Raw genomic sequence first — 19,618 nt, forward strand, 5'->3', positions numbered from 1 at the left:
ATGGCACTCCTTCCACGCTCCGTCCCCCGACACTACCGCCGACCTCGCCGAAGTACGGGTACCCCGGCGCCGGAAGGTCAGTCGGCGTACTCGCGATTGCGCCGGGACAGCAGCAGCGCGGCGACGATCGCGGCCAGCACCGAGGCGACCAGGACGGCGGCCTTGGCCCGCTCGACCTGGGCGGCGTCGTCGGCGAACGCCAGTTGGGCGATCAGCAGCGCGACCGTGAACCCGATCCCGGCCAGGACGGAGACGGCGGCGACGTCCCGCCAGGCCAGGTCCGCGTTGAGCTCGGCCCGGGTGAACCGCGCGGTCAGCCACGAGCCGCCCAACACGCCGATCACCTTGCCGAACAGCAACCCGGCGACCACCCCGATCGCGACCGGGTCGGTCAGCATCTCGCGTACGGCGTTCCCGCTCAGCGTCACCCCGGCCGCGAACAACGCGAACAGCGGTACGGCGACACCCGCGGACCACGGCCGGAGCCGGTGCTCGATCCGCTCGGCCGGCGCCTGCTCCTCACCCGGATCCGCGACCACCCGGGTGACCAGGCCGAGGGCGACCCCGGCGATGGTGGCGTGGATCCCGGACTCGTGCATGAACCACCATGCGGCGATCGCGATCGGCACGTACAGGATCGGCGTCCGGATCCGGCGCCGCTGCAGCACGTACCAGGCCGCGATCAGTGCGATCGCGATCAGCAGTTGCAGCAGGTGGAAGCCGTGCGAGAAGAAGACGGCGATCACCAGGATGGCGCCGAAGTCGTCGACCACCGCCAGCGTCAGCAGGAACGCCCGCAAAGCGCTCGGCAGTGACGACCCGACGATCGCCAGCACGGCCAGGGCGAACGCGATGTCCGTTGCCGTCGGCACCGCCCACCCGCGCGGCCGGCCGTTGTCGGCAGCCAGGTTGATCGCCAGATAGATGATTGCCGGGAGCACCATTCCGGCGACGGCCGCGACCACCGGGACGACCGCCTCGCTGAGCCGCGACAGAGTGCCGACCGCGAGTTCGCGCTTCAGTTCGACACCGGCGAGGTAGAAGAACAACGTCAACGCGCCGTCGGACGCCCACGCCTCAACGGTCAGCGGTCCGACCGACGTGTCGCGCAGGTGGTGGTAGGCGTCCTGCCAGGGTGAGTTGGCCCACACCAGGGCGACCGTCGCAGCGGCGAGCAGCAGCAGGCCGCCGGTCGTTTCGGCCCGGAACGTGTCGGCGAGAATCGCCCGCTCCCGTCCCAGGATGCGGGGGAACGCACGCTTCTTCTGCCGGATCCGCGGCGGCTGGCTCATCGTCGGCCCTTCGATCGGGGTCGTTGAGGACACTGCCGACCAGGCTTCCCGGCGCACCATCGCCACCCGTCGGGCGGCGATTCCAACTCGCACGATTCTAACGGGTGGTGTCAGCTACTTCTGAACGGTGTCCGCGAGCGCCTCGAAGTCCTCGACCACTCGGGTCGGCGGCAGGAAGCCCTTCGGGTACGGCGTGCCGCGGCGATCCAGGTAGACGGCCTGCAGTCCGGCCCGGCGGGCACCGTCGATGTCCCACGGGTGTACGGCCACGAGGGCCATCCGCTCCACGGGTACGTCGCAGATCTCGGCGGCGTACCGGTACGCGGCCGGATGCGGCTTCCAGCGCTGGGGTACGGCGACGTCCAGGCGGTGCTCGAGCAGCGGCATGATGCCGCCGTCGGTGAACATCCGCTCGGACATCGCCGCCGAGCCGTTGGTCAGCGTGATGATCCGCAGACCGGCGTCCCGGAGCCGGCGCAGACCCGGCTCGACGTCCGGATGCAGCGACAGTTGTGTCATGCCGGACAGGACTCCGCCGATGGTGTCCTCGGTGGGCTCGATTCCGGCGGTGGCGAGTTGGGCTGTCAGGACGTCGGTGGCCACCGTGCGGAAGTCGGCGTACGCCCCGGCCGCGGTCAGTGCGAATCCGTCCCGCAGCGTCGCCGCGAACCACGTGTCGAGACTGTGCCGCGCCAGGCCGGCCGCGACGAACCTGTCCCGCATCGGCTCCAGGTCCGACATGGTCTCGTTGACGTCGAGCACCAGTACGTCGATCATCCGCGTTCTCCTCTATCTTGGACCATTCGTTCCAAGATAGGATGACCGGTATGGCGGATGTCAAACACTTCGACGAGGCGGCCGCGCTGGCCGCGGTCGAGTTGCTGTTCTGGCGTCGCGGCGTGGCGGCGACCGGCATCCAGGACGTCGTCGCGGTCACCGGGTTGAGCCGCTCGAGTCTGTACAACGCGTTCGGCGGCAAGGACGAGCTCTACCTGGCGGCGGTCCGGCGGTACCTGGACCAGCGGTCCCGGCCGATGTTCGACCGGCTCGCCGCGGACGGACGCGGACTGCCGGCGGTCACCGCGTTCTTCGATCGGCTGCTTCGGCTGCGGTGCGCCGGCGAGTTCGCCGGCTGGGGATGCCTGGTCTCGAACGCGAACGCGGACAATCCGCCGCCCGCGGCGCGGCCGCTGCTGGCCGAGCATCACGCCGCGTTGCGGGATGCCTTCGTCGCGGCTCTGCGAGCGGCCGAGGGCAAGAAGCAGTTGCGCGACGGTGTCGACGTGGGCGACGCCGCGGAGTTGCTGACGTTGCTCGCCTATGCGGTCAACCTGCGCTCCCGCTCCGGAGCAACCCGGGCTCAGCTCAAGGCGGCCGTCAACGCCGCGACGGCCGGGCTGGCCCGCTGATCAGGCGGTCCAGACGCGCGGGTCCGGGCCCTTCGGGACGATGCGGTTCGGGTTGATGGTGTCGTGGGTGAGGTAGTAGTGCCGCTTGATGTGGTCGAAGTCGACCGTCTCGCCGAACCCCGGCCGCTGGTACAGCCGGCGCGCGTACGCCCACAGGTTCGGGAACTCGGTCAGCTTGTTCCGGTTGCACTTGAAGTGGCCGTGGTACACCGCGTCAAAGCGGACCAGCGTGGTGAACAGCCGGATGTCGACCTCGCTCAACGTGTCGCCGAGCAGGTAGTTCCGGTCGGCCAGCCGCTCCTCGAGTACGTCGAGCCGCGCGAACAGAGCGTCGTACGCCGCCTCGTACGCCTCCTGCGTGGTCGCGAACCCGCACCGGTAGACGCCGTTGTTCACGTCCCGGTAGATGTCGTCGATCAACTGGTCCATCTCGGCGCGGTCGTCCGGGATCAGCCGTGGCGCGTCCGGGCGGTGGTGTTCGGTCCATTCGGTCGAGAGGTCCAGCGTGATCTGCGGGTAGTCGTTGGTGACGACCAGGCCGCTCACGGTGTCGACAATGGCGGGCACGGTCACGCGGCCGTCGTACGACGGATCGGTCCGCCGGTACACGTCGGACAGGAACTCGATGCCGAGCACCGGGTCACGGCCGGCCGGGTCGAGGGTGAACCGCCAGCCGCGGTCGTCGCGGATCGGGTCGACGATCGCCAGGCTGATCGCGTCCTCCAGGCCGAGCAACCTGCGCACGATCACCGACCGGTGCGCCCAGGGGCAGGCCAGGCTGACCACGAGCCGATAGCGACCGGGCTCGACCGGCCAGCGGCGCTGGTCGTCCGGACCCTCACCAGGACCGGACGTGGAATCGCGGCTGATCCGGTCGGTGAACCGGTTGCCCTGCCGCTTCCACTCCCCGGTCGGCGCACTCTCCTTCACGAACTGTCCCGCGCTCATGACCTCGAAACTACCTCGCCCAGCACACACCAGCTTCCCGGCCGGGCGAATCGCCGCCCGAAAGAACTGCTCTTTCTCGATTTCCCCAGGACCTTCTTCCCGGCTCGTCTCCGGAGTTGCGGATGCCGGGATCTGCGGGAATCGCCCGCGAAACATTTACGCTTTCTCGACTTCTCCCGGGACCTTCTTCTCGGCTCGTCTGCCGAGTTGCGGATGCCGGGACCTGCGGGAATCGCCCGGGCCCGTCGGTCACTAGCAGTGAGGCATCGGCGGACGTTACAGTCTGGCTGACAAGGTTGTCCGCGCCACCGGAGCCGCGGACGGCCGGCAGCACCGACCGATCAGGAGCACGCCCCCGCTCGCGTCCCCCGGCAACCGGTTTGCCGGGCAGATTCCCAGGGATACTGACCTCATGGCCCGCCCAAGGAACAACCCCGGCGACCTCGCCGAACTCCCCACGGAGCTTCGGCCCGACCGGCCGAAGGGTGACCAGATCCGCGAGATTCTGCAGAACCTCACTCGCAGCCTGGCGGTCGGAACCGTGCTGCCCTCCGAGCGTGTCCTCGCCGAGCGCTTCGGCGTCGCCCGGATGACGGTGCGCCAGGAGGTGGACCGGGTGGTGGCCGAGGGCCTGGCCGCCCGCCGTCCCGGCGGCGGCACGTTCGTCGCCGAGCCGCGCCCGTCCCGGATGCTTGCCTCGTCGTTCAGCCAGGACATGATCAACCGCGGCATCAAGCCCGGCGCCAAGGTGCTCGAGCACCGCGTCGGCACCGCCGACGAGGACCTGGCCCGCGAGCTGGAAGAGCCGGTCGGCACCCCGGTACTGCACCTCACCCGGCTGCGCACCGCCGACGGCGAACCGATGGCCGTCGAGCGCACCGCCCTGTCGCTGCACCGCTACCCCGGCCTCGACGAGGTCGACTTCACCGAGAAGTCCCTGTACGCCGAACTGTCGTCCGGCTGGGGAGTCACCCTTGGCGAGGTGTCCGCGTCGATCGTCGCCGCCCCACCGGACCCGGTCGACGCCGAACTTCTCGAAATCGACTCCACCACGCCGTGCCTGATCATCACCTCCGCCCCCCGCACCGCCTCCGGCGAAGTCATCGAATTCGGCCGCTCCGTCTACCGCTCCGACCGCTACGACATCACCGTGGCCTACCGCGCCACGTAGCCGACCGACCGGAGCAGACGCACCGGGGCAAAGCCCAGCGCGCCACGCATCCGCTCCTCCGCCGCGACCACCACGGCGCGCTCCCACCCACCCCCGGCTTACCGCCGGCGTGTCCCTTACCGGCTGCCGCCGGCCGAGCGCGGGCTTATCGCCCGGTTGCTGGCCTACCTGGATTGGGCGCTCAGCCCCGCCGACTCATGGGCGATAAGCCCCGTAGAGCCGACGGGCGATAAGCCCGCAGCTCGCCGGCGATAGCCCGGCAAGGAAGATACCGGCGATGAGCCGGGGGGCGGGAGGGAGCGGGCGTAGCGGTCGCGACGAAGGAGCGGCCGCGTAGCACGCGTGGGACTACCCCAGTACGCCGGTTAGACGTTCTGGCTGCGGAGGATGTTTGGGGTTCGGCCGCGTTCCACCAGTTTGGTGACGATTTCGACGGTGAGGGCTTGGACCAGGAGGGCGCCGACGAGGGTTGAGGTTGCGCCGGTGCGTTCCGGGCTGCCGTCGACTTCGATCAGGGCGTCGCCGGGTTCCCCGCAGTTGTCGATGACCACGTCGGCGACCTCGAAGAGTCGCCGGCCGCCGGGGGCTCGTGAGCTCACCGCCGTACTGTGTCTCATCGACGTCAGGGCGATCACGTGAGCACCCTTCGCCTTGGCCCCGAGCGCGAATTCCACCGGTACGGCGTTCCGTCCGGAGTTCGACGCGATCAGTACGGCGTCGCCCGCGCCGATCTCGTGGGTCTGCAGCAGTACGTCGGCCAGCCCGGGCAGCCGTTCGAGCAGCGAGCTCTTCAGCAGTCCCTCGTGCAGCATCAGCCCGGGCTCGAGCACCGCCCGCACGTCGGCCAGCCCGCCGGCCCGGCCGTACAGTTCCTCGGCGATCACGTGGCTGTGACCGGTCCCGAACACCCAGAACACGTTGGCGTCCACGACCAACTCGGCCGCCCGCGTGATCGCGTCGCCCTGCGTGTCCGCGGCCCGTTGAGCGACCTCCAACGCCCGGCGCATGAACTCCTCAGCTCCAGCCATGCGCCCGAACCTACCGTCGCCAACGGGTTCCGCGGGGGAATCCGACTAGACCACTCCGATTGCCTGGCGAGAGTGCGCCGGCCGCTCGTACTCGTCCAGGAGGGCGATCGCGAAGTCGGCGTACGACGTGAGGGCGGTGGGGTCGCCGGGCGCGATCCGGTAGCTGCCGGTGCGGGTCGGGTCGGCGTGGTTGAAGTCGCCGGCGGGGGCGATGGAGACCCAGTCGAGGGACGAAACGGCGAAGGTGTCGAGGGCCGCCTTGTGGGCCAGGAAGAACGAGCGGTACTCCTGTGGATATCCGGGGCTGTCCATCAGGAGCGTGCCGTCCTTGCCCGGCAGGATGGAGGCCAGGCCGACCCAGATCAGCCGGCCGTCGTCCAGGGCGTCGACCAGGGCCTGAGCAGCCTTCGGGAAGAACTCGGACGGGTCTGCGCCCCCGTCGTACACGGCTGCGATGACCGCGTCGTGCCCGGCCGCCAGTTCGGTGATCCGGGCGGCGTCGGTGACGTCGCCCGCGACCAGGTCCGGCGCGCCTTCCGTCGTACGGGCGACGGGTGTCACGTCGTGGCCGCGGCGTCGTGCCTCGTCGACGGCGGCCCGGCCGGCCCGTCCGCGTGCGCCGATGACCAGAATCTTGCCCACTGCAACCTCCTTGGTGTGGCTTGGTGGAGCGACCGTAGAAGGTGCCGTGGTTACCGATTGGGTACCGTTGCACGCCATGGAGACGCTGCGGGCGGACATGTTCGAGGAAATCTGCCCGTCGACTTTGCTGCCGTTCCGGATCGGCGGGGACAAGTGGTCGGCGCTGGTGCTGGTGTGCCTGGAGGACGGCCCGCGCCGCTTCTCCGAGCTGCGGGTGCCGCTCGCCCGGGTCACGCCCAAGGTGCTGACCCAGACCCTCCGCAACCTGGAACGTGACGGCTTCGTCCGGCGGACGGCGTACGACGAGCCGGTACGGCGGGTGACCTACGAGCTCACCGATCTCGGCCGCAGCCTGCTCGAACCGATGCGGGTCATGTGCGAGTGGGCCAGTGACCATTGGGACGAACTGCTCGACGCCCGCGAATCGTAGGTCGGGCCAACGCTAGACTGCCGGCTGTGGACGAGCAGACGCCGAGCGAGTTGTTGCGGACGCCCAGCTGGTTGCTGACGCAGAGCGCGGCGCACGCACACCGGATCATCAGTGAGACTTTCGCCGCGGCGGGCGCGCGGGGATACCACTTCCGCCTGCTCATGACCCTGGTCGAGTTCGGCCCGGCCAGTCAGGCGACCCTTGGCCGGCGCACCGGCATCGACCGCAGCGACGTGGTTGCCGCCCTCAACGAGCTGGTCGCCGGCGGGTACGTCGAACGCACCCCCGACCCGGCCGACGGCCGCCGCAACGTGATCACGCTGACCGCTTCCGGCCGACGGCACCAGAAACGCCTGGCGGCCCTGGTCGAGCAGGCCCAGGACGAGATCTTCGCCCCGCTGTCCCCAGCAGACCGCAACCGTCTGACCACTCTCCTCACCCGCCTCCTGGCCCATCACCAGGCCGGCTGACTACCGGACCGGCAGCTGCGCGCGGGCAGCCTTCTGAGTACGGCGGACGCGGTACTCGCGGGCGTGGACGCGCCGCCGGGCCGCCCGGGAGATCTTCCGCCGGGAACCGTCTGTCGTCTCGATCGGGTGCTGATCCATCGGCATCGTGTTCACACCTGTATCGATGGACGAGCCGCCCGATCGGTTCCGTCGTACCGTGGAGATGTGCCGTTCGGCTGAAAATCGGATCAGTTGGGCGCAGATCGGGGCTGCTGGGCGATACGGCGGTTCCGTGCCGGGGACCGCATTGGTAGAAAGGGGACCGGGCGCTCCAGCGCGCCGAACTAGCGAGGAGGAGTCCGCGACGTGACGAATGCAGAGTCACCCCAGACCGGCGCCCAGTCCGAGGCGCTCTCGAACCTGATGCACGAGGAGCGCCGGTTCGAGCCGCCGGCCGAGCTCGCCGCGAACGCGAACCTGAAGGCCGACGCCTACGAGCGGGCCGCGGCCGACTTCGAGGGGTTCTGGGCCGAGCAGGCCAAGCGGCTGACCTGGGCGGTGGAGCCGACCCAGACGCTGGACTGGAGCAATCCGCCGTTCGCCAAGTGGTACGCCGACGGCAAGCTGAACGCGGCGTACAACTGCGTCGACCGGCACGTCGAGAACGGTCTCGGCGACAAGGTCGCGTACTACTTCGAGGGTGAGCCCGGTGACACCCGCGAGATCACCTACGCGCAGCTGAAGGACGAGGTGAGCCAGGCGGCCAACGCGCTGCTCGAGCTCGGCGTCCAGGCCGGCGACCGGGTCGCGATCTACATGCCGATGATCCCGGAGACCGTGGTCGCGATGCTCGCCTGCGCCCGGATCGGCGCCCCGCACACGGTCGTGTTCGGCGGCTTCTCCGCGGACGCCCTGAAGGGCCGGATCCTGGACTGCGACGCCCGCGTCGTGATCACCGCCGACGGCGGTTACCGCCGTGGTGCCGCGGCTGCGCTGAAGCCGGCGGTCGACGCCGCGCTCGAGGACTGCCCCGACGTCCGGAACGTCCTGGTGGTCCGCCGTACCGGCCAGGACACCAACATCGTCGAGGGCCGCGACCTGTGGTGGCACGACTTCGTCGGCAAGCAGTCGACCGAGCACACCCCGGAGGCGTTCGACGCCGAGCACCCGCTGTACGTCATGTACACGTCGGGTACGACGGGGAAGCCGAAGGGCATCCTGCACACGACCGGCGGCTACCTGGTCGGGACGGCGTACACCCAGTGGGGCGTGTTCGACCTGAAGCCGGACACCGACATCTACTGGACCGCGGCCGACATCGGCTGGGTCACCGGGCACAGCTACATCGTGTACGGCGCGCTGGCGAACGCGACCACGTCCGTGCTGTACGAAGGCACCCCGGACACGCCGCACCAGGGCCGCTGGTGGGAGATCGTGCAGAAGTACAAGGTGTCGATCCTGTACTGCGCGCCGACCGCGATCCGCACCTTCATGAAGTGGGGCGCGGACATCCCGGCCAAGTTCGACCTGTCGTCGCTGCGGGTGATCGGGTCGGTCGGTGAGCCGATCAACCCGGAGGCCTACATCTGGTACCGGGAGAACATCGGCGGCAACAAGGCGCCGGTCGTCGACACCTGGTGGCAGACCGAGACCGGTATGCACATGATCTCGCCGCTGCCGGGTGTGACCGCGGGCAAGCCGGGTGCCGCGATGAAGGCGATCCCGGGGGTCAGCGTGGACGTCGTCGACGACGCCGGCAACCCGGTCCCGAACGGGTCCGGCGGCTACCTGGTCATCACCAAGCCGTGGCCGGCCATGCTGCGCACGCTGTGGGGCGACGACCAGCGGTTCGTCGACACCTACTGGTCCCGCTGGCCGGGCGTGTACTTCGCCGGTGACGGCGCGAAGAAGGACGAGGACGGCGACCTGTGGCTGCTCGGCCGGGTCGACGACGTGATGAACGTGTCCGGCCACCGGCTGTCCACGACCGAGATCGAGTCCGCGCTGGTCTCGCACCCGAAGGTCGCCGAGGCGGCGGTCGTCGGCGCGTCCGATCCGACCACCGGTCAGGCGATCGCGGCGTTCGTCATCCTCCGCTCCGAAGCCGGCGACGGCGGCCCGGACGTGGTCCAGGAACTCCGCAACCACGTCGCCAAGGAGATCGGCCCGATCGCCAAGCCGCGCCAGATCATGGTCGTCGCGGAACTCCCGAAGACCCGCTCCGGCAAGATCATGCGCCGCCTGCTCCGCGACGTCGCCGAGAACCGCGAGGTCGGCGACGTCACCACGCTCGCCGACTCCACCGTCATGGACCTGATCAAGTCCAACCTCGCCGCCGGCAAGTCCGACGAGGACTGACCCTCGAGCGTCGAACGGCCCCGGCAACTGCCGGGGCCGTTCTCGTCTAGGCTGCCGGGCGTGACCATCGTCGTGGCGGTTGTGCATGCGGGGCTGGCGGCGGCGTGGGTCGGTGGGATGGCTTACTCGTTGTTCGTGGTGGGGCCGAAGCTGAAGAGGTACTTCGGGCCGGACCACGAGGGGCGGGAGGCGCTGACGACGGTGATTGCCTCAGGCAATCGGTGGAAGGTGGTCGGGCTGATCGCCGCGATCGCGCTGACCGGCGTGGTGCTGCTGGTGCTGGAGCCGGAGCACTGGGGGATCCACGTGGCGAAGGCGGCGCTGCTGCTCCTGGCGAGCGGGATCTTCTGGTACGTGTCCTGGCGGCACTGGCCGCGGCGGGTGTTCTCCACCGAAGCCGAACAGTTCGTGCTGCGCCGGCAACTCGTCGTACTGGCCGGCACGATGCTCGGCCTGACCGGTACGGCGTTCGCGCTCGGAGTGGCCGCCGGCCAGCTGTGATCCGTGGAGATCGTTCCACCGGTGTGCCAGGATGACGCATCCGTTCGGAGGAGGTGATCGCGATGGCACAGGAGACCCTGCAGCTCCTGGTGAGTATGCACCGCATCGTCCGGCACCTGCGCCGCAGTCGCACCACCACGGACCTGCACCCGACTCAGTTCCTCGCGCTGATGCTGATCGCCGACGAGCAGCCGATCCGGATCGGCGAGATCGCCTCGCGTGTCCCGTGTTCGCAGCCCACCGCGACCACCACGGTCGCGGCGCTCGAGGAGGCGGGCCTGGTCCGCCGCGAGCAGGACCCGGTCGACGGCCGCGCGACCGCCGTCGTACTGACCGAGGCCGGCGCCGAGATGGTCGAGGCGTCCGGGCGGCAGGCCGCGGAGGAACTCGGCAAGCTCCTCCGCCGCCTCGACGACGCCGACCGCGAGCTCGTCCTGCGCGCCGGGGTCGTCCTGGCCCGGATCGCCGACGACCTCTGAGTCAGTCGTTGCGCCGGCTACCGCAGCCCCGGTACGACGGAGACGGTGTACGGCGGCGTGCCCGGAGCGATATCCAGTTGGCTGTTGACCCAGAGCAGCCGCCCGCGGTCACGAGCGATCGTGGTCGGGGTCGCACCGGACGCGCCTGGCTCTGAGTCGGCGACGATGGTCGCCTTGGTCGCGTCTCGGTTGAGCACGGCCAGCCTGGTGACGTACTTGCCGCCGCCGGCGTTGTGGACGGCGTACAGGCGGCGTCCTTCGAGCAGGTAGCCGTCGCCGGACAGGATGCCGTTGGTGACGTCCAGCGTGCTGACCTGTTTGGTCGCGAGGTCGATCCGGTAGGTGACGTCCTGGCCCTGTTCGCCGACCAGGAGCGTCTTGCCGTCGGTGACGATGCCGTTGAGGAAGTACGGGATCGGCTGGATCTTGTCGCGGGTGAGCCAGGGTTCGAGTTCGCCGATGCCGTCGCGGGTGAGCGGGGCGCGCCAGATCTGGTTGCGGGCCGAGTCGGTGACGTAGACCGCGTCGCCGGCGAAGGTGAAGTCGTTGAGGAACGAGCCGTCGGCGGCCATGCGGACGGCGAGCAGGGTGCCGTCGGCGTCGTACAGGAAGAGCTTCGACGTACGGGCGCCGGCGACGAGGACCCGGCCCCAGCGGTCGACGTGGATGCCGGTCGCGGACGTGCGGCCGTCGCTGCCGGCGGGCAGGAACGGCTTCAGCCGCGGGTCGCGGGCGCTGCCGCGGTACACCGCGCCGGTCCCGACGCTGGTCACGTAGATCGTGCCGCCGCGCGTGACCTCGATGCCTTCCGGGGTGTCACCGGGTGTGGTGGAGACGACGTACTCGGTCGGTCTCGGCGGTACGACGTGAGCCGCGGCCGGCTGGATCGTCGTGAACAGGGCGAGGACTGTGAGGGCTGCCAGGCGTTTCATCGCGTCAGAGTGCGGCGCGGGCGGCCGGCGTCGCGACCGGTTTCGGTCAGAACCGAAGTGGTCGGCGCGGTGACCCCGGCGCGGGCACAATCAGGAGATGATCCGTATCCACTTCACCGCGGCGGACCTCGGGCGGGTGACGTTCCCCGACGAACCGCGGCCGCTGTGGGAGGCGGCGCTGGCGGCCCGCGCCCTGGGTGACCGGGCGATCCCGCCGGTCGCGCGCCGGTGGAGACGCGAGGCCGGGCGCCGCGTCCGCCCGTCGATGCGACCGCTCTTCAAGCTGATCGCGCCGGCCGGGCAGTTTCCGGACTTCCTGACACCCGAGGTGCCCGCGCCCGGCCTGGAGCCGGCCGTCGACGCGCTGATGAACACCCCGGGCGACGTCGTCCGCGACGAACTCGGTCCGTGGTTGCCGCCGGACGTCGACACGTTCCTGCAGGGCCTGCTGGCCGGCCGGGCCGGATCCCGCCGGGCGCTCGGGAACGCCGTCCGTGCATTCCACACCGAGGTCCTCGCGCCGTCGTCGACCGAGTTGGAGCGCCGGTACGGCGCCGACCTCGCACTCAGGTCACGCGCCCTCCTGCACGGCGGTCTCGACGCACTGCTGACCTCCCTCCACCCCGACATCGAGTGGTCCACTCCAGTCTTGACCACGTACGGCCTCAACGCCGCCCCCGCCCAGGATGGCGTCAACGCAGGCCGCACCCCGGATGGCGTCAACGCAGGCCGCACCCTGGAGATCCACCTCGATGGCCGCGGTCTCCTGCTCTACCCGTCCTCGCTGACCTCCGAATGCCTGGCCCTCGACGCCCCGGACCGCCGCCCGGTCCTGGTCTACCCGTGCGCAGACCTCCCCGCCGAAGACCTCCCCGACACCGACGCCCTGGCCGACCTCCTGGGCCGGACCCGGGCCACCGTCCTCCGAGCCCTCACCCACTCCGCCACCACCACCCAACTCGCCCGCCGCACCGGCATCTCCCTCCCCTCCACCTCCGACCACACCCGAATCCTCCGCAACGCCGGCCTCATCACCACCCACCGAACCCAAGGCACAGCTCTCCATTCCCTCACTCCCACCGCCCTCCGCCTGCTGTCCTCTCCGCAGACCCGCATCGCACTGCGAGGTAGCTGAGGAAGGGCGAACGGCCGGCGCCTGGGGGCGACGGCCGTTCTCGGGGGTGGGGTCAGGGGCGGTTGAGGGTGAAGGTTGTGGTGGTGTTGCGGATGTCGGTGTGGTTGTTGGTGAGGGTCAGGTTGTGGAAGGTGGCGGTGCCGCGGGCGGGGCCTTCTCCTGGTTCGGGGAGTTCGTTGACCCAGATGCCGAAGCCGGACTTGGCGTCGAAGGCGTCGCCGGACTTGCGGGCGCCGGTGATGGTGGTGTTGGTGAAGACCGTGTCGGCGACCGGGAACAGCGGCTGGCCGTTCACGTAGTCGGTCTGGAACATGATGCCGGAGTACGTCGGATCGACGATGTCCAGATCGTTCACGCGAATGCCCTGGAAGATCTTCGTCGCGGAGTAGATCCACAACGCGGGGAACGTCTGGTTGCCCCAGAAATGCCCGCCGGCGCGGACCAGGCTGACGTTCTCGAACCGGGTCGGCGGGGTCGCCCCGAAACCGTTCATCGGTATCCCGAAGTCGAGCGACGAGATCGTGACACCGGGATAGGTGAGCATGTCCGCGGCGTACAGGTTGCGGAACACGTTGTTCGTGCCGCCGTAGACCGCGAACCCGGCCGCGCGCCACGTCAGCGTCGCGGACAGGTTCTCGAACACGTTGTCGCGGACTTCGCCGCCGCCGGAGTCGGTGGCGTTGAACAACGCGAAACTGTCGTCGCCGGTGGCCCGGGCGTCGTTGTTGCTGACCGTGTTGCCGGCCGATCCATTGGTCATGTTGATGCCGTCGGCAAACATGTTTCGGATCCGGGAGTTCTTGATCGTCGAGGTGTCGGTGTTCGCACCCCAGTACAGACAAACCATGTGTTCGACCCAGATGTTGTCGATGGTCATGTTCGCGGTGTTGGCGAAGTCGAACACCTTGCCGGGTCCGTCGATCCGGGACGTGTAGTTGCCGAAGTACGCGAACCCGCTGAACGACGACCCGTTCGCCGACGCCTCGGTGCGGAAGCCGACGTCGGTGTTGTCCTGCGTCGCCGGGGCGTGGAACCGGGTGTACCAAGGCCCGGCGCCGACGACCCGGACCGCCTTGCCGTACACCTGGAACTTCGACGAGGTCTGGTAGTCGCCCGGTGGCAGGTACACGCCCTGCAGCGCACTGTTCTGCCGCACCTGATCGAGCGCGTTCTGCACGTCCTGGTGCGTGAACCCGGCCGGCGTCACGAATCCCGCGCCGGGGTTGGCGATCGGCGCGACCTCTTCGGTGTCGATGAAGTCGATCGCGTACGTCGTACTGTTCGCCGGATCCTTTTGCAGTTTGATCCTCGTACCCGCCGGGAACGTCCCGTCGAGCATGATGTTGGCCTCGTCGTAGATGTGCCGGGCCGGTCCGGAGCCGGGCGAGTTGTTCGGACTCGCCTCCGCGCCGTACAACCAGGCGTAGCGGGAGGTCAGCGGCAACGCCTTGTGGAAGCTGCCGTTCACGTACACGTTGATGGTCGAGTTGATCCCGCCGCCGCCGGCCGAGTCCGGGATGGAGAACCGGGTGACGAGGGTGTTGGTCCGCGCCCGGGTGGTGAACTCGACGAACGATCCGTTGGTGTTCAGCGTGACCGCACGGCGCCCGGAGGCCTCGCCGGCCAGGTCACCGATGGTCCGGTTCGGCCCGACCACGACGGCTCCGCCGCCGATCGAGGCGTCCTCGGCCTCCAGGTGGTCGTACGGCATGTTCGCGCCACGACCGACGAAGAACGGCCGCTCGCTGGTGTTGTTGGCCCGCTTCACCGGCAGTTCGTTCGCGTCGTCCGCCAGGACGACGCGCACGGTGTACCGGCCGTTCGCCGCCGTCCAGTTGCCGAGGGCAACCGCTGAGGTGGTGGTGCCCGCGGCGATGGCGCCGTTGTGGGAGCCGGTCAGCGTGGCCACGGTCGTGCTGCCGTTCAGGATCGTCAGCGTGATGCCGTGCGCACCGGAGGCGGAGGCGACGCTGCCCTGATTCTTCAGCGCGACCGAGAAGGCGACGCTGTTGCCGGCGGACGGATTGTTCGGTGTCCAGTTGACCGCTGCGGCGATCAGGTCCGAACTGGCGACCGGCGTCACCACCAGCGGACTCGAGGCGTTGGCGCTGTTGTTGGCGTCGTTCTGCTCGATCACGGCGTTCGACTCGTCGACCTTGGCGCTCAACGCGTAACTGCCTGCGTCGCGCGTCCCGATCACTGCGCTGACCGTGGCCGACGCCCCCGCCGCGATGGCTCCGACGGCGGCCGTACCGACCTTGGTCTCGCCGAGGTAGAAGTTCACCTCGGTCGCCGGCGAGCCCGCCGTACCGGAGTTGCCGACCGTCGCCCGGACCGTGATCGTGTCGGTCTCGACCGGCGAGGTCGGCGTCCAGGTCACGGTGGACAGGGTGAGATCCGGGTTCGGCGCCGGGACGCCCATCACCTGGAACTCGGCGACCTGACCGGCCGGTGCACCGGTGTTGGCGGTGAAGTTCAGCCGTACGTCGGCCACCCGCGCACCGACCGGGATTGTCACGCTGTTCCCGCTCGCCGGGCTGAAGTTGTACGACGCGCTCGGCACGATCGTGGTGAACGCGGAACTGTTCTGCTCGCGGCCGAGGACAGAGAAGGTCTGCGTCCGCGGTGCCCAGACCGGGTCGGGGTTGAGCCGGACCACGATCGAACTCAGGTCGGCATTCGCGCCGAGCATGGTGGTCAGCGTGGCCGGGTTGGCGTTGCCTTCCCAGTACGTCGTGACATTGTCGTCGTTGGCGTTGGCCGCGACGAAGGTGTGTACGGACCCGGACGCGGTGATCGGCTTGCCCAGGGCGAGGTTGCTGCCGGGCCCCGAGCTGCCGTTCCGTGTCACCGTGTTGCTGTTCGGCGATTGGTTGCCTGCGGCATCCTTCGCGCGGACGAAGTACGAGACCGACGCGCTGGCCGGCTGGTTGTCGGTGTAGGTGAGGACGGTGCCCTGCAGGCTGGTGCGCAGCTGGCCGTTGGCGTAGACGTCGTACCCGGTGACACCGACGTTGTCGGTCGAGGCGGTCCAGCTGAGCCGGATCTGGCCGGCGGCGGGTTCGGTGAGGGCCAGGTTGCCCGGGGCGGTGGGAGCCTGGGTGTCACCGGTCGCCGGTCCGTAGACCTCGAGCTCGGACAGCTGCCCGGCCGGCCAGCCGGTGTTGGCGGTGATCCGGATCCGGACGTAGCGCGTCGTCGCGGTGCCGTAGTCGATCGTGACGGTGTTGTTCGGCGGGTTGAACGCACGGGCCGTGGCGGCGGCGAGGTCGGTGAAGTTCTGCCCGTCGGTGCTGCCCTGGACGGCCAGGGTCTGGGTCCGGGCGCCCCAGTTCGCGGTCGGCAGTTTGAGCACGACCTGGTTGGTGGCGACGGACGAACCGAGATCGACCTGCACCCATTGCGGGAACGCGTTGTTGGCGCTCTCCCAGTAGGTGCTCTGATTGCCGTCGGTCACGTTCGCTGCGACATACGTCTGGGTGACGCCGCTGGCCGAGGCGCTCTTGCCGGCGGCGAGGTTGGGTCCGGCCAGTACGGCGGCGGTCGCGCTGTCCGCCGGCGTCGCGCGGACGAGCGGGCCGGCCGACAACGCCAGACTGCCGGCCAGCAAGGCGGCCAACAGCCGCCATCTCGGGTGGGTCATGGCCTCTCCTGGGTGGGCGGGGGTGAGGGCGCAAGGGATCAGCGTCGCGGCAAGTCGAGAAGTTTCTTCAATTTGCCTGATTCTTGCGCGACGCTGACTCATTGTTACGGCACGGCGACGCAGGCGTCAACGGTTCGTGACGCCTGGCGGCCACAACGAAGAGGGTCGCGGCCCGGCGGACGCCGGTGCCGCGACCCTCCCGCGGGACAGGAACTAGTGCCGGGCCGGACCCTCCGCACCCGCGCCGGTGAGGGCACGGACGGACAGTTCGTTGTACCGGGACTCGCTCGACCGGTCACGGCCGAGGAACGTGCCCAGGACGCCGAACAGGAAGCCGAGCGGGATCGACACGATGCCCGGGTTCGACAGCGGGAACCACGAGAAGTCCGCACCGGTGATCATCGAGGTCGACGACCCCGACACCACCGGCGAGAAGAACACCAGGACGACGGCCGAGACCAGGCCGCCGTAGATGCTCCACACCGCGCCGGAGGTGTTGAACCGCTTCCAGAACAGGTTGAACAGCAGCGCCGGCAGGTTCGCGGACGCGGCGACGGCGAAGGCCAGCGCGACCAGGAACGCGATGTTCAGTCGCTGCGCCGGGATCGCCAGCCCGATCGCGACCGCGCCGATGGCGATGGCGGCGAACCGCGCCACCCGCAGTTCGCTCCGTTCGTCGATCGCCTTCTTGGCGATCACGTTCGCGTACAGGTCGTGCGCGAACGACGACGCCGACGCCAGGGTCAGGCCCGCGACCACCGCGAGGATGGTCGCGAAGGCGACCGCGGCGATCAAAGCGAGCAGGATCGCGCCGCCGAGCGAGTCGGGCCCGCCGCCGACGGACTCGGCCAGCAGCGGCGACGCCACGTTGCCCTTCGACGTCTCCACCGCCGAACCCTTGCCGGTCTCCAGCAGCGCCGCCGCCCCGAAACCGAGCGCCAGCGTCATCAGGTAGAAGGCGCCGATCAGGCCGATGGCCCACTGCACCGACCGGCGCGCGGACCGCGAGTCCGGCACGGTGTAGAAGCGGATCAGGATGTGCGGCAGGCCCGCCGTACCGAGGACCAGGGCGAGGCCGAGCGACAGGAAGTCGATCTGGCCGACCAGGTCCTTGCCGTACAGCAGTCCGGGCTGCAGGAACGACTCTCCCTTGCCGGACTTCGACGCGGCCGCGCCGAGCAGCTGCGAGACGTTGAAGTCGAACTTCAGCAGCACCAGGAACGTGATCAGGACGGTGCCGGCCATCAGCAGCACGGCCTTCACGATCTGCACCCAGGTGGTGCCCTTCATGCCGCCGATCGTCACGTAGACGATCATCAGCGCGCCGACCAGGACGATGACGCCGGCCTTCACGCCCTCGTTCGTCACGCCGAGCAACAGACCGACCAGCGAACCCGCGCCGACCATCTGGGCCAGCAGGTAGAAGATCGACACCACGATCGTGGAGGTCGCGGCCGCGGTCCGGACCGGCCGCTGCTTCATCCGGAACGCCAGCTGGTCGGCCATGGTGAACCGGCCGGAGTTCCGCAGCAGCTCGGCGACCAGCAGCAGCGCCACGAGCCACGCGACCAGGAACCCGATCGAGTAGAGGAAACCGTCGTACCCGTAGAGGGCGATCGACCCGGAGATGCCGAGGAACGACGCCGCGGACATGTAGTCACCGGCGACGGCCAGACCGTTCTGGGCGCCGCTGAAGGAGCGGCCGCCGGCGTAGTAGTCGGCCGCGCTCTTGGTCTGCCGGGACGCCCACCAGGTGATGTACAGCGTCACGGCGACGACCGCGGTGAACAGGGAGATGGTCAGTACCCGGTTGCCGGGCTCGCCGTTGGCGAGCGGGACCAGCGCGGGCAGTGTCAGAACGGTCACCGGCGGCGCTCCCTCTTGTACTTGGCGTTCAGGCCGCTGGCCAGCGGATCCAGCTTGCGGTTCGCGAACCGGCCGTACACCGCGGCGATCGCGAACGTCGAGACGAACTGCAGCAGACCGAAGATCAGCGCGACGTTGACGTGGCCGATCACCTTCTGGCCCATGAAGTCACGGGCCCAGTTGTTGCAGGCCACGTAGGCCAGGTACCAGGCCAAGAACGCGATGGTCCACGGCACGACGAAGTTCTTGTAGCGCCGCTTCAGCTCGGTGAAGTCGGCCGCCTCGTGCACGGCCTCGTAGGCGCGGGCATCCCGCTCGCGCACCACTTCCTCGTCCATGAGTTCGAGTTCCCCTCGTACTTCGACACGATCACGTGCACGTTAGTCCGTCGTCGCGGGTTTGTGACCTACCGCAACCAAAACGTTTCACGGCCGGCGGCCGGAATCAGAGGTGTGGCGCGACCGGAGCGTCGAGGGTACGGCGGTAGTTCGCCAGGTCGCTCGGGCGGGTCCGATAGCAACCGGTGAAGTACGGCATCCGCAGCGGCTCCGGCGGCCGGGCGGTGCTGTCGTAGATGGCCTCGACCTGTTCCAGCACCGCCTCGCGGCGTGACTCGGTCAGTACGGCGATCCGCGAGTGCGACAGGGCCAGTTGCCGCAGGGCCGCACGGTCCAGGTCCTGCCAGTGCCGGAACCGGGCGGTCTCGACCATCGCGAACAGATCGGACTGCAGCAGGATCGGCATCGGGTCGAACCGGTCGCCGCCGACGTCGTCGCCCTCCATCGCGTGCACCATGCGCCGGACCCAGGGCACGACGGTGTCGGCGGTGTTCCAGAGCAGGCCGAGTACGCCGTTGGGCCGCAGCACCCGGGCGATCTCCGGCAAGGCCCGGGCGTGGTCGAACCAGTGGAACGCCTGGCCGACTATCACCGCGTCGACCGAGGCGTGCGCCAGCGGGATCGACTCGGCGGCGCCGACCATGGTGTCGATCCCGGGCCGCCGGCGGCAGACCGAGAGCATCTCCTCGGACGGGTCGACCGCGACCACGTCGTGGCCGAGAGCGGCCGCGACGGCGGCGAGCTTGCCGGTGCCGGCGCCGAGATCCAGGATCTGCAACCGGCCCGGGCCGAGAATCCAGTTCAGCGCCTCGGCGGGAAACGTCGGCCGGGCGGCGTCGTACGCGGCCGCGACGGCGCCGAACGACTTCGCCCGGGCGGCATCCGTGGGCCGGGCGCCGGGGCGGCCGGTGTCGCTGCCCTCCGGCGTGTCCGGGCCGGTCGCCGGCTCGGGTGCTGGATCATCGGTGGTCATCACCGTAAATCATGCCGTAGCGGC

19 protein-coding genes are annotated in these 19,618 nt (G+C 69.5%); 8 read left to right on the plus strand and 11 right to left on the minus strand.

Going from position 1 to position 19,618, the window contains the following annotated elements:
* Nucleotides 1–77 precede the first annotated feature (77 nt).
* Together nhaA and ACYVOK_RS24000 are read right to left on the minus strand one after the other, a co-directional pair.
* Entirely contained in the window at nucleotides 78–1,292 is a 1,215-nt protein-coding gene (gene nhaA / locus ACYVOK_RS23995; RefSeq protein ID WP_460664793.1) for a Na+/H+ antiporter NhaA, read from the minus strand.
* 114 nt (nucleotides 1,293–1,406) lie between these two features.
* On the minus strand, nucleotides 1,407–2,069 hold the full coding sequence (locus ACYVOK_RS24000) for a haloacid dehalogenase type II (RefSeq protein ID WP_460664763.1): 663 nt from the start codon (nucleotides 2,067–2,069) through the stop codon (nucleotides 1,407–1,409).
* Between the two features lie 50 nt (nucleotides 2,070–2,119).
* Here ACYVOK_RS24000 and ACYVOK_RS24005 point away from each other — a divergent pair, with 50 nt between their 5' ends.
* Nucleotides 2,120–2,701: a TetR/AcrR family transcriptional regulator gene (locus ACYVOK_RS24005; RefSeq protein WP_460664764.1), complete on the plus strand. Its 582-nt coding sequence runs from the start codon at nucleotides 2,120–2,122 to the stop codon at nucleotides 2,699–2,701.
* On the opposite strand, the gene ACYVOK_RS24010 is transcribed toward ACYVOK_RS24005, so the two are convergent.
* Nucleotides 2,702–3,649, minus strand: coding sequence for a glutathione S-transferase family protein (locus tag ACYVOK_RS24010; protein ID WP_460664765.1), 948 nt, complete (start codon nucleotides 3,647–3,649; stop codon nucleotides 2,702–2,704).
* A 412-nt stretch (nucleotides 3,650–4,061) separates the two neighbouring features.
* Here ACYVOK_RS24010 and ACYVOK_RS24015 point away from each other — a divergent pair, with 412 nt between their 5' ends.
* On the plus strand, nucleotides 4,062–4,820 hold the full coding sequence (locus ACYVOK_RS24015) for a GntR family transcriptional regulator (RefSeq protein ID WP_460664766.1): 759 nt from the start codon (nucleotides 4,062–4,064) through the stop codon (nucleotides 4,818–4,820).
* Nucleotides 4,821–5,185: 365 nt separating this feature from the next.
* On the opposite strand, the gene ACYVOK_RS24020 is transcribed toward ACYVOK_RS24015, so the two are convergent.
* Nucleotides 5,186–5,848 carry a sugar isomerase domain-containing protein gene (locus tag ACYVOK_RS24020; RefSeq protein ID WP_460664767.1) on the minus strand — a complete coding sequence of 221 codons (663 nt, stop codon included), beginning with the start codon at nucleotides 5,846–5,848 and terminating at the stop codon, nucleotides 5,186–5,188.
* 45 nt (nucleotides 5,849–5,893) lie between these two features.
* Nucleotides 5,894–6,490, minus strand: a complete 597-nt coding sequence (locus ACYVOK_RS24025; RefSeq protein WP_460664768.1) for an NAD(P)-dependent oxidoreductase — start codon at nucleotides 6,488–6,490, stop codon at nucleotides 5,894–5,896.
* Nucleotides 6,491–6,566: 76 nt separating this feature from the next.
* Between ACYVOK_RS24025 and ACYVOK_RS24030 the strand changes: the two genes are divergently transcribed.
* Nucleotides 6,567–6,920: a winged helix-turn-helix transcriptional regulator gene (locus ACYVOK_RS24030; protein WP_460664769.1), complete on the plus strand. Its 354-nt coding sequence runs from the start codon at nucleotides 6,567–6,569 to the stop codon at nucleotides 6,918–6,920.
* 26 nt (nucleotides 6,921–6,946) lie between these two features.
* Entirely contained in the window at nucleotides 6,947–7,390 is a 444-nt protein-coding gene (locus ACYVOK_RS24035) for a MarR family winged helix-turn-helix transcriptional regulator (protein ID WP_460664770.1), read from the plus strand.
* On the opposite strand, the gene ACYVOK_RS24040 is transcribed toward ACYVOK_RS24035, so the two are convergent.
* Nucleotides 7,391–7,534, minus strand: coding sequence for a hypothetical protein (locus ACYVOK_RS24040; protein WP_460664771.1), 144 nt, complete (start codon nucleotides 7,532–7,534; stop codon nucleotides 7,391–7,393). It lies immediately after the preceding gene.
* A gap of 258 nt (nucleotides 7,535–7,792) precedes the next feature.
* On the opposite strand from ACYVOK_RS24040, the gene acs reads away from it, so the two are divergent.
* The 3 genes from acs to ACYVOK_RS24055 all read left to right on the plus strand — a co-directional run bounded on the left by acs (nucleotide 7,793) and on the right by ACYVOK_RS24055 (nucleotide 10,707).
* Nucleotides 7,793–9,727, plus strand: a complete 1,935-nt coding sequence (gene acs, locus ACYVOK_RS24045; protein WP_460664794.1) for an acetate--CoA ligase — start codon at nucleotides 7,793–7,795, stop codon at nucleotides 9,725–9,727.
* Nucleotides 9,728–9,787: 60 nt separating this feature from the next.
* Nucleotides 9,788–10,228 (plus strand): hypothetical protein, encoded by a 441-nt coding sequence (locus ACYVOK_RS24050; RefSeq protein ID WP_460664772.1) that lies wholly within the window; start codon nucleotides 9,788–9,790, stop codon nucleotides 10,226–10,228.
* A gap of 62 nt (nucleotides 10,229–10,290) precedes the next feature.
* Nucleotides 10,291–10,707 (plus strand): MarR family winged helix-turn-helix transcriptional regulator, encoded by a 417-nt coding sequence (locus tag ACYVOK_RS24055; RefSeq protein WP_460664773.1) that lies wholly within the window; start codon nucleotides 10,291–10,293, stop codon nucleotides 10,705–10,707.
* A gap of 17 nt (nucleotides 10,708–10,724) precedes the next feature.
* On the opposite strand, the gene ACYVOK_RS24060 is transcribed toward ACYVOK_RS24055, so the two are convergent.
* Nucleotides 10,725–11,639 carry an NHL repeat-containing protein gene (locus ACYVOK_RS24060; RefSeq protein ID WP_460664774.1) on the minus strand — a complete coding sequence of 305 codons (915 nt, stop codon included), beginning with the start codon at nucleotides 11,637–11,639 and terminating at the stop codon, nucleotides 10,725–10,727.
* Between the two features lie 97 nt (nucleotides 11,640–11,736).
* Here ACYVOK_RS24060 and ACYVOK_RS24065 point away from each other — a divergent pair, with 97 nt between their 5' ends.
* The gene (locus ACYVOK_RS24065) at nucleotides 11,737–12,774 is read left to right on the plus strand and encodes an ArsR/SmtB family transcription factor (protein ID WP_460664775.1); all 1,038 of its coding nucleotides are present in this window, start codon (nucleotides 11,737–11,739) and stop codon (nucleotides 12,772–12,774) included.
* A 52-nt stretch (nucleotides 12,775–12,826) separates the two neighbouring features.
* Here the strand turns inward: ACYVOK_RS24065 and ACYVOK_RS24070 are convergent, their stop codons facing one another.
* The 4 genes from ACYVOK_RS24070 to ACYVOK_RS24085 form a co-directional block, all read right to left on the minus strand.
* Entirely contained in the window at nucleotides 12,827–16,417 is a 3,591-nt protein-coding gene (locus tag ACYVOK_RS24070) for a discoidin domain-containing protein (RefSeq protein WP_460664776.1), read from the minus strand.
* Nucleotides 16,418–16,630: 213 nt separating this feature from the next.
* Nucleotides 16,631–18,274, minus strand: coding sequence for a solute symporter family protein (locus tag ACYVOK_RS24075; RefSeq protein ID WP_460664795.1), 1,644 nt, complete (start codon nucleotides 18,272–18,274; stop codon nucleotides 16,631–16,633).
* A gap of 5 nt (nucleotides 18,275–18,279) precedes the next feature.
* Nucleotides 18,280–18,621: a DUF485 domain-containing protein gene (locus ACYVOK_RS24080; RefSeq protein WP_460664777.1), complete on the minus strand. Its 342-nt coding sequence runs from the start codon at nucleotides 18,619–18,621 to the stop codon at nucleotides 18,280–18,282.
* 106 nt (nucleotides 18,622–18,727) lie between these two features.
* Entirely contained in the window at nucleotides 18,728–19,594 is an 867-nt protein-coding gene (locus tag ACYVOK_RS24085) for a class I SAM-dependent methyltransferase (protein ID WP_460664778.1), read from the minus strand.
* Nucleotides 19,595–19,618: the final 24 nt, after the last annotated feature.

This window comes from Kribbella swartbergensis, assembly GCF_054784135.1.